Origin of the sequence: Methylobacterium sp. CCH5-D2 (assembly GCF_001556475.1) — a bacterium.
GTDB classification, from domain to species: domain Bacteria; phylum Pseudomonadota; class Alphaproteobacteria; order Rhizobiales; family Beijerinckiaceae; genus Methylobacterium; species Methylobacterium hispanicum.
The window spans coordinates 1-8,888 of the sequence record NZ_LSIX01000363.1 but is presented as its reverse complement, the minus strand read 5'-3'; the positions used below and the strand labels follow the sequence as shown (position 1 = coordinate 8,888).

At 71.7% G+C, this 8,888-nt stretch carries 9 protein-coding genes; 2 read left to right on the top strand and 7 right to left on the bottom strand.

The genetic code is table 11. The annotated features are described in order from the left end of the window. Positions 1-120: 120 nt before the first annotated feature. From AX737_RS09390 to AX737_RS09365, 5 genes are all read right to left on the bottom strand, one after another. Positions 121-1,194, bottom strand: coding sequence for a BMP family ABC transporter substrate-binding protein (locus tag AX737_RS09390; protein WP_066920840.1), 1,074 nt, complete (start codon positions 1,192-1,194; stop codon positions 121-123). A 209-nt stretch (positions 1,195-1,403) separates the two neighbouring features. Continuing rightward, a complete protein-coding gene (locus tag AX737_RS09385; protein WP_066920838.1) occupies positions 1,404-2,330 on the bottom strand; it encodes an ABC transporter permease in 927 nt (308 codons plus the stop codon). Further along, entirely contained in the window at positions 2,327-3,418 is a 1,092-nt protein-coding gene (locus tag AX737_RS09380; RefSeq protein ID WP_066920836.1) for an ABC transporter permease, read from the bottom strand. Before AX737_RS09380 ends, AX737_RS09385 begins: the two co-directional genes overlap by 4 nt. 60 nt (positions 3,419-3,478) lie before the next feature. Continuing rightward, on the bottom strand, positions 3,479-5,083 hold the full coding sequence (locus AX737_RS09375; protein ID WP_066920834.1) for an ABC transporter ATP-binding protein: 1,605 nt from the start codon (positions 5,081-5,083) through the stop codon (positions 3,479-3,481). Positions 5,084-5,307: 224 nt separating this feature from the next. Next, positions 5,308-6,309 (bottom strand): hypothetical protein, encoded by a 1,002-nt coding sequence (locus AX737_RS09365; protein ID WP_066920831.1) that lies wholly within the window; start codon positions 6,307-6,309, stop codon positions 5,308-5,310. Positions 6,310-6,845: 536 nt separating this feature from the next. Between AX737_RS09365 and AX737_RS09360 the strand changes: the two genes are divergently transcribed. Beyond that, positions 6,846-7,214: a hypothetical protein gene (locus tag AX737_RS09360; RefSeq protein WP_308445288.1), complete on the top strand. Its 369-nt coding sequence runs from the start codon at positions 6,846-6,848 to the stop codon at positions 7,212-7,214. A gap of 23 nt (positions 7,215-7,237) precedes the next feature. On the opposite strand, the gene AX737_RS09355 is transcribed toward AX737_RS09360, so the two are convergent. Then, entirely contained in the window at positions 7,238-7,453 is a 216-nt protein-coding gene (locus AX737_RS09355; protein WP_066920829.1) for a hypothetical protein, read from the bottom strand. Positions 7,454-7,662: 209 nt separating this feature from the next. On the opposite strand from AX737_RS09355, the gene AX737_RS09350 reads away from it, so the two are divergent. Beyond that, positions 7,663-8,052 carry a TIGR02300 family protein gene (locus AX737_RS09350; RefSeq protein ID WP_066920827.1) on the top strand — a complete coding sequence of 130 codons (390 nt, stop codon included), beginning with the start codon at positions 7,663-7,665 and terminating at the stop codon, positions 8,050-8,052. Positions 8,053-8,343: 291 nt separating this feature from the next. Here the strand turns inward: AX737_RS09350 and AX737_RS09345 are convergent, their stop codons facing one another. Then, entirely contained in the window at positions 8,344-8,553 is a 210-nt protein-coding gene (locus tag AX737_RS09345) for a cold-shock protein (RefSeq protein WP_066920825.1), read from the bottom strand. Positions 8,554-8,888 lie beyond the last annotated feature (335 nt).

The window sequence follows — 8,888 nt, the reverse complement described above, 5'->3', positions numbered from 1 at the left end:
GGGCCCCGCCGCCCGCCGAGGAGCCCGGTCTGCCGCCCCCGCCGCGTCCCTGAGCGGCATCGAGAGGCGAGGCGGCGCCGCCGGAGCGATCCGGCGCCGCCGCCCGGGGACCCCGCGCGCCTACTGGGTCAGCCGATCGTCGATCCCCTTCACGTACCAGTTCATGCCGAGGATCATCGGGTCGGGGGCGCGCTCGCCCGCCTTGACGGCGACCGAGCCGTCCTGCTTGAGCACCGGCCCCTCGAACGGGTGGATCCTGCCCGCGACGATCCCCTGCTTGGTCTCCTCGGCCAGCGCCTTCACGTCGTCGGGCATGTTGGTGAAGGGCGCCAGCACGACCATGCCGTCCTTGATGCCGCCCCAGCTGTCATGGCTCTTCCACGTGCCGTCGAGGACGGCCCTGGCCTCCTGGATCACGTAGCCGTTCCAGTCATCGACGATCGAGGTGAGCTGCGCCTTCGGGGCGAAGCGGTACTGGTCCGAGGACTGGCCGAAGGCGAGTTTGCCGGCCTTCTCGGCCTCCTGCAGCGGCGCCGCGGAATCGGTGTGCTGGGTCAGGATGTCGGCGCCCTGGGCGAGGAGCGCCTTGGCGGCCTCCGCCTCCTTGCCGGGATCGAACCACGTGTTGACCCAGACGATCTTGAGCTTGATGTCCGGGTTGACCGACTGCGCGCCGAGCATGAAGGCGTTGATGCCGCTGACGACCTCGGGGATCGGGAAGGAGGCGATGTAGCCGACGGTCCCCGATTTCGATAGCTTGCCCGCGATCTTCCCGCAGACGTAGCGGCCCTCGTAGAAACGGGCCGAGTAGGTGGAGACGTTGCCGGCGCGCTTGTATCCGGTGGCGTGCTCGAACTTCACCGTCGGGAATTTCTTGGCGACCTTCAGCGTCGGCTCCATGAAGCCGAAGGAGGTCGTGAAGATCAGGCCGGCGCCCGAGCGGGCGAGCTTCTCGATGGCGCGCTCGCTGTCGGCCTCCGGCACGTTCTCGAGGAAGGTCGTCTCGACCGCGCCGGGCAGCGCCTCGGCCAGCGCCTTCCGGCTGAGGTCGTGCTGGTAGGAGTACCCGTAGTCGGCGACCGGGCCGACATAGACGAAGCCGACCTTGAGCTTGTCCGCCGCCCGCGCCGGACCCGCCGCGACGGCCGCGCACAGGAGCGCGCCGGCCAGGCGCGTGACGATGCTGCCCATCATGAATCCCCACCCCTTTTCGACGGCGTCGTCCGCCGCGGCTCGCGGGCGCCGCATCGGGGCGCCCCGGGGCGTTTCTGAGCAAGACCAGGGCCAGGATGGAGCGCGCGGGCGCCGCGAGCGCCTGCCCGGTCCCGGCGGTGTCCGGCCCTGCGGCGGCCGGTCCCCCGCGCCGCCGGGCGGCGGGAGACCGTCCCGCGCGGCGGCGCCCCTCAACGGCTCGGGGCGAAGACCCGGCCGAGCGCCGCGGGCGCCAGCGAACCGCCCCGGCGCCGGCCGAGCGACAGCAGGACGAGCGCCAGGATGGTGGCGAGGTAGGGGACGGCCGAGAGCAGCTGCCCCGGCAGGCCGAGACCCGCGGCCTGGGCGTGGAGCTGGAGCACGGTCGCCCCGCCGAAGAGCAGCGCCCCGGCGGCCACCCGCAGCGGCCGCCAGGAGGCGAAGACCACGAGCGCCAGGGCGATCCAGCCGCGTCCCGCGGTCATCGCGGGCGCCCAGAACGGGGTGTAGGCCAGCGACAGGTAGGCGCCCGCGAGTCCCGCGCAGGCGCCCCCGAACAGCACCGCGAGGAAGCGGACCTTGCGCACCTTGAGCCCGAGGGCGTGGGTCGCGGCGTGATCGTCGCCGATGGCGCGCAGGGTCAACCCGGCGCGGGTGCGCCACAGGAACCACCACACCCCCGCGACGAGGAGGAGGGCCGCGTACACGAAGGCGTCGTGCCCGAACAGCAGCCGGCCGATGCCGGGCAGGTCGGTGAGGCCGGGAAGGTCGAGATGGGGAGCCGGATCGCGCTTCATCCCGACATAGCCGGCGCCGACGAGGCCGGAGAGTCCGAGCCCCAGGATGGTCAGCGCCAACCCGGAGGCGACTTGGTTGGCCGCCAGAACCACGGTGAGCAGGCCGAAGAGGGCGGCGAGCAGCAGGCCCGCGCCGGCCCCGCCGAGGGCACCGAGCCCGGTCGATCCGGTCCAGGCGGCGACGGCGAAGCCGGCGGCCGCGCCCAGCACCATCATGCCCTCGACGCCGAGATTGAGCACGCCGGAGCGCTCCACGACGAGTTCGCCGATGCCGGCCAGGATCAGCGGCGTCGCCGCCGCCAGCACCGTGACGAGGACCATCTGGACGATGTCGAGGCTCATGGGATCCCCTTGGCGCCCGCACCGCCCGGCACGATCCGGACGTGGTAGCGCGTCAGCACGTCGGCCCCGAGCACGAGGCCGAGCAGCAGCCCCTGGAAGGCACGGGTCAGGTCGAGGGGCAGCTTCAGGTCGATCTGCGCCCCCTCCCCGCCGATCGTCGTCAGGGCGATGACGAGCGCCGCGAGCAGGATGCCCGGCGGGCTGAGGCGCCCGAGGAAGGCGACGATGATCGCGGTGAAGCCGTAGCCCGGGGAGATCTCCGGCTGAAGCTGGCCGATCCGTCCGGCCACCTCGCAGATGCCGGCCAGCCCCGCGGCCCCGCCGGAGATCGCGAAGACCGCGAGCGTCAGGCGCGCGTCCGAGAAGCCGGCGAAGCGCGCCGCCCGCGGGCTCGCGCCGACGGTGCGGACCTCGAAGCCGAACAGGGTCCGCGTCAGGACGAGGGCCGCCAGCCCGATGCCGACGAGGCCGATCAGCACGCCCGCGTGGAGCGACTCGCCCGCCATCAGCAGGGGCAGCCGGGCGGCATCGTCGAAGCTGACGCTCTGCGGGAAGTTGTAGCCCTGCGGATCGCGCAAGGGCCCGCGCACCATGTAGTCGAGCAGCAGCTGCGCGACGTAGACGAGCATCAGGCTGGTCAGGATCTCCGACACGCCGAGCCTGACCCGCAGCAGCGCCGGGATCATCGCGTAGGCGATGCCCGCACACGTGCCGGCGAGCAGCATCGCGGGCAGGATCCAGGCGGTCGGCCCCTGCGAACCGTGCGCGGCGACGGCGACCCAGCCGCCCGCGAGGCCACCGGCCACGTACTGGCCCTCCGCCCCGATGTTCCACAGGTTGGCGCGGTAGCAGAAGGCGAGCCCGGTCGCGATCAGCGCGAGCGGCGCCGCCTTCAGCGCGACCTCCTGCAGCGACCAGACCTCGCTCAAGGGGGCGACGAAGTAGGTGAGGAAGGCCTGCCCCGGCGGGACGCCGAGGGCCGCCACCGCGATCCCGCCGATCAGGACCGCGGCGAGGAAGGCGAGCGCGGGCGCGAGCAGATCGAGCCGGCGCGACCGGCGCGCGCGGGGGAGGAGATCAAGGCGCATCGCGCATCCCGTTCAGTCCTGGCGTCTGGCGCGCATGGGGGGATCGGGTCCGGCAGGGGTTCATCGCACCGGCGCGACCGTTCCGATCGCGGGGGCCACCGCGGGCTCGCCGCCCCGCGGGTCCGGCTCGCCGGCCCCGCCCATCAGCAGCCCCAGGGCGGCGCGGCCGGTCGCGCCGGTCGGGACGGGCCGCGAGAGCGCGCCCGCATGCAGGACGGCGATGGAATCGGCGATCTCGAACAGCTCGTCGAGATCCTGGCTGATCACCACCACCGCGCTTCCCCGTCCGGCGAGATCGAGCACGGCCTGCCGGATATGGGCGGCGGCGGCGGCATCGACGCCCCAGGTCGGCTGGTTGATGACGAGGATGCCGGGCTCCGCGAGGATCTCGCGCCCGACCACGAATTTCTGGAGGTTGCCGCCGGAGAGCGTGCCGGCGGCCGGGTCCGGGCCGGCGCCGCGCACGTCGAAGGCGTCGATCACCCGCCGGGCGAGGGCCCGGGCCGCGCCGAGCCGCAGCAGGCCGAGCCGCGTGAGCGGCGCGGTGGCGTGGCGGGACAGGAGCGCGTTCTCCGACAGGCTCATGGGCGGGACGGCGGCGTGGCCGTTGCGCTCCTCGGGCACGAAGGCCGCCCCGAGCCGGCGCCGCGCATTGATGCCGAGGTGGCCCGCCGCCCGGCCGTCGAGGCGCACGGCCCCGGGTGCGGGCGCCCGGCTCTCGCCCGACAGGGCGTCGAACAGCTCCGCCTGCCCGTTGCCGGCGATCCCGGCGATGCCGAGGATCTCGCCGCCCGCGACGCGGAGCGCGATGTCCCGCAGCGGCGTCCCGTGCAGGCCGGGCGCGGGCAGCGACAGGCGGTCGAGCACGAGGCGCTCCGCGCGGGTCCCGCGGGCCGTCTTCGGCCGGACCTCGCCCACCTGCGTGCCGACCATCATCGCGGCGAGGGAGCGGGCGGATTCCGCTTGCGGATCGCAGGCGCCGACGACCCGGCCGCCGCGCAGGATCGTGGCCCGGGTGCAGAGGCGGCGCACCTCGTCGAGCCGGTGGGAGATGTAGAGCAGGGCGCGGCCCTCGTCGCGCAGGCGTTCCAGCACCGCGAACAGCACCTCCGCCTCGCCCGGCGTCAGCACCGAGGTCGGCTCGTCGAGGATCACGAGCTTCGGGTCCTGGAGCAGGCAGCGCACGATCTCGATCCGCTGGCGCTCGCCGGCCGAGAGGGACCAGACCGGCCGCGCGGGGTCGAGATGGAGGCCGTAATCCTCGCCCAGCCGGGCGATCCGCTCCGCGAGCGCCCGGCCCGTCAGCGCGGCGGGCATGACGAGGGCGATGTTCTCGGCGACCGTCAGGTTGTCGCAGAGCGAGAAGTGCTGGAAGACCATGCCGATGCCGAGCGCCCGCGCGGCTTCCGGGTTCGCCAGCCGCACGACGTCGCCCCGATGCGTGACGACGCCCTCGGTCGGCTCCAGGAGGCCGTAGAGGATCTTCATCAGGGTCGATTTCCCGGCGCCGTTCTCGCCGAGCAGGGCGTGGATCTCCCCGGCGCGGATCTCGAGATCGACGCCGTCGTTCGCCGTGAAGGCGCCGAAGCGCTTGACGATGCCGTAGGCCCCGAAGAGCGGGGTCGGGCCTCCGGGCGGACCCGGTGCGAGGGATGCGGGCGCCATCACGCCGGTCCGAACAGGCTGCGTGCCGGCCGGGCGCGGTCCCCGGTCGGGCGGGCGGTCGCGATCGGGACGGGCGCCCCGCCGATCGCGCGCCGCGCGCGACCGGGGACCGCCGCGAGCCCGCCGCCGGCCTCGTCCGCGGGGAGCGCCGGCCGTTCGCGAAGCCGGGGAGCGCGGGTGCGGGGGCTCGATTCCATCATGCGGCGTCGCGTTCCCATCGGGATTCAGAAGACGTGGACGGCGACGCCGGCGAGGAAGCTCTTCTCCTCGGTGCCCTTGAAGGTCGCGGTCTCCTGGTTGCCGAACTTGTTCCGCCAGTACTGGAAGCCGACGAAGACATCGATCTTGTTGGGCTGATCGTAGACGAGCTTGCCGAGATCGAGCACGAGGTTGGTGCGCGACAGGAATTCCAGCCCGCGCGCCGGGTTGAACGCGAAGGCGGCCGGGTTGTCGCTGATGCCGCGCCCCTTGGGCAGGACGATGTTGTTGAAGCCGACGAGCGACAGCGGCAGGCCGGTGAAGGTGAGCGGCAGGCTGTAGACGATCTCGAACTCGGGGACCGTGTTGAAGCTCTGGTCACGGTCGGGCTGCGTGTTGAAGCCGTTGCGGTTCCATTCCTTGTAGGCGTGGACCGACAGGTTCAGGAAGCCGGTCGGCACGTCGAAGGCGAAGTTCAGGCCGCCGACGACATCGCGCTTCTTCGAGCCGAAGGCGTCGTTCTGCGAGTTGGCGTCGAAGCCGAAGGCGAGCGAGATCTCCTTGACGATGCCTGGGACCGTGAAGGCCTTGGTGCCGGTCAGGGCGTTCAGGCTGAGCGTGCCGCGGTAGAGGCCGTAGGCTTCGGTGTTGCCGTAATCGGAGACGGCCGGAATGCCGCCGGGCGTGTTGGTGGTGCCGGCCGGGAACTGCGAACCGGACTTCAGGATATCGAGGGAGAAGAAGTTCGTGCCGTAGGCCCACGCATCCGCGTGCGAGATGTTGAGGATGTGCTTGGGCGCCTCGCGCGAGCGGAAGCTGCCGTCCGGCCTCTCGATCTGGATGCCGGGGGTGACGGTCGGAAACTGGTAGCGGTAGCTGATCTGCGTATCCGCGAAGAGGAAGAACGGCGCTTCCTTGGCGGCCGCCGCCTTCTCCGTGGGGGCCTTCTTCTCGTCGAGATCCGCCGCGATGGCCGTCCCGACCGTGAACAGCGACAGCGCGACCGCCGCAAACCCCCGAACCGACATCTTGCATCCCCCGGTCTTCCGTGTAGCCGGGCGGCAGCAACGGAGGTGCCAAAACAGTTAATCCGGCCGGGAACGCCGCTCTATCGCCCGATAAGGTCACATATGTGCAACACTTTGCGGCTGTACCGGGCACGATCGCCAGTTTTCCAGCCGCTCCTGCCCTCTCGAAGATCATGCGGGATCCAAGTACAATTATAAATTGCAAATTTTAGAGCCGCGAGAACTTGCTGCCGATCGCCTTCCGCTCGGTCACGCTGCTTCGTTCATGGACATGCTGCCGACGGGTCCGGCAGCGAGAGAGATTCGCGAGCACGATCGCCACGGGACGCAGGCACGGGCCGGCGCCGGATCGACACCGCTTGGTGCACCCGAGATCATGATGGGGCACGCTTCCTCGCGCGCCGATCATCGCCTCGGCCCGGACGTTCGCCGGGCCACGGCCTCGCGGGCTCGCTCCGCGGCAGCCGATATGCGCGCGCCGCGGCCCGTTCCTTCTGCTCAGGCCCGGGCGATGCCGGCTCCGACGAGCGGCCGAGATGGACACCGCGCGCGGCATGCCGGACACCGGAGCGGTCGCGTGCTACAGCGCGCTTCGGGCGATGCGTGTCGAGGAGCCGATGGAACGTCCACGCCGTGTCGGCATGGCCTGGTACGAGGCGGACGATTACAGCCGCCTGCGCGCCATGATGCAGGATGCCGACCGCCTACCCGCGCGCCATGAAGGCTGGCTCATCTCCGCCGAGCAGCTCGAACGGGAAGTGGCGAGAAGTGGCGTCGCGGTCGTGCGGGTGCGGCTCACGCCGGACGCGTTTCTGGCCTGGTGCGAGGCCAGGGACCTGCCCGCCGACGGCGCCGCCCGCGCGCGCTATGCCAGCGAGGCCGTCGCTCAGGCCGAGACGGGATAGCCCGCCGCGTCGAACCGCCGGGGTCAGTGGTCCGGCCCGCAGGGCTCTTCATCCCGCTCGGCCGGCTCGTAGGCACACCACGCACACGTCCCCTTGGCGGCCATCCGGTCGCCGTTGCGCTGGGAGCAGAGCGGGCAGACGAGAAGCGTGAGCCGGGACTGCGACCGCAGGCCGAGTCCGCGGCCCAGGAAGGTGACCTTCCGGCCGACGCCATCGGTGCTGTCGCGGTCCTGGCCCATCGCCCCTCCGGTGCCGTCTCGGCGTCGTCCGCCCGATCGAGGGACCAACGATCTCGTACGGTCGAGGTTGCCGGCCCGGGCATGGCCGGGCCGTCCGGCCTCATAGTCGCCGCCTGCGCCGCCTGCGCCGGGTGCGATCCCGGGCGTTTGACACCTGCCGTCGGCAAGGCGCATCTCGTCCCGTGAAGTTGTATCAGGACGAGGCTTGGATGGATCATTCCGAACGTGGGACGAAGCGGGTCTGCCCGACGACAGGACGCAAATTCTACGACCTCAACCGTGATCCCGTGATCTCGCCCTACACCGGTGACGTCGTGCCGACGTCGGTCGCAACGAGCTACACCCGCAGCGCCCCACCGGCCTTCTCGCGCAAACCGGTCGTCGAGGACGAGGAGCGCGAGACGGACGGCCCCGAGCTCGTCTCGCTCGACGAGGTCGAGGCCGAGGAAGCCGACGCGGCCGGCGACGACGCCGGAAACGACGACGACCTCACGATCGAGGACGACAGCGGGAGCGACGGCGACGACACGCTGATCGAGGACGAGGACGACGACAGCGCCACGGATCTCGTGGACGTCGAGGGCGACGACGAGGATTAGCGGCGCGTCAGCCTCGCCGCACGCGGGTGCCCGCGAGCGGGCCGGCGAGCCGGGCACCCGGGATCGGGTCGACCCGGGATCGCGCCGCAGGCGGGAACCCTCGGGCCCGACGCAGATGCGGCCACGACGGCCGGGAAGGGTGCGCGTACATCCGGCGTCACCGTTCCCGGCATCGTGGCCGCTTCCAGTCCGACGGCGGAGCCGCGGCCGGGATGACCCGGTATGGCAGCCGTATGGTTAAGGAACGGTGAAGGTCGGCGGCGCATGGCGCGCGGCCCGCACCGGTCCGCGTCAGGCGCTCTGAAGCTGGCCTGCCGATTCCTTGCCGGACTTGCGATCCGTCTCGACCTCGTACGAGATCTTCTGCCCCTCGACCAGGGTCCGCATGTTCGCTCGCTCGACCGCCGAGATGTGAACGAACACGTCCTTGCCGCCGTCATCGGGCTGGATGAAACCGTAGCCCTTGGTCTCGTTGAACCACTTCACCGTGCCGGTACTCATGAAAAGTCCTCCCATTCTCGGCTGACCAAGCGGGTACATAACCGTGTGGCCGGCTCTATGATCCCGAACCCGGTGATTTGATGGGCTGCGATGCGCGCATCGGGTCTGCCCGATCCGTTGCGCCCGCCTGCCGGCCGCGGCCGACCGCTCCACGCACGGTCCCGGGGGAGCGCAGCCGACCCCTTGGGCCGGCCCGGCACCGGAGACAGGCCGGCGGACGCGCCGCCAGGCGGCCGGGGGTGTCATACGGCCTCCGTCGATCGGTTCGGGCGCGTGCGGTGAACCGCGCCGCGCCCCCTCTCCCAGAGGGAGAGGGTTGGGGTGAGGGGTATGAC

What these genes read in the sequence shown, in the direction of transcription:
- AX737_RS09390 (WP_066920840.1), bottom strand. Translation starts at nt 1,194, where the DNA reads ATGATGGGCAGCATCGTCACGCGCCTGGCCGGCGCGCTCCTGTGCGCG.
- AX737_RS09385 (WP_066920838.1), bottom strand. Translation starts at nt 2,330, where the DNA reads ATGAGCCTCGACATCGTCCAGATGGTCCTCGTCACGGTGCTGGCGGCG.
- AX737_RS09380 (WP_066920836.1), bottom strand. Translation starts at nt 3,418, where the DNA reads ATGCGCCTTGATCTCCTCCCCCGCGCGCGCCGGTCGCGCCGGCTCGAT.
- AX737_RS09375 (WP_066920834.1), bottom strand. Translation starts at nt 5,083, where the DNA reads ATGGCGCCCGCATCCCTCGCACCGGGTCCGCCCGGAGGCCCGACCCCG.
- AX737_RS09365 (WP_066920831.1), bottom strand. Translation starts at nt 6,309, where the DNA reads ATGTCGGTTCGGGGGTTTGCGGCGGTCGCGCTGTCGCTGTTCACGGTC.
- AX737_RS09360 (WP_308445288.1), top strand. Translation starts at nt 6,846, where the DNA reads ATGGACACCGCGCGCGGCATGCCGGACACCGGAGCGGTCGCGTGCTAC.
- AX737_RS09355 (WP_066920829.1), bottom strand. Translation starts at nt 7,453, where the DNA reads ATGGGCCAGGACCGCGACAGCACCGATGGCGTCGGCCGGAAGGTCACC.
- AX737_RS09350 (WP_066920827.1), top strand. Translation starts at nt 7,663, where the DNA reads ATGGATCATTCCGAACGTGGGACGAAGCGGGTCTGCCCGACGACAGGA.
- AX737_RS09345 (WP_066920825.1), bottom strand. Translation starts at nt 8,553, where the DNA reads ATGAGTACCGGCACGGTGAAGTGGTTCAACGAGACCAAGGGCTACGGT.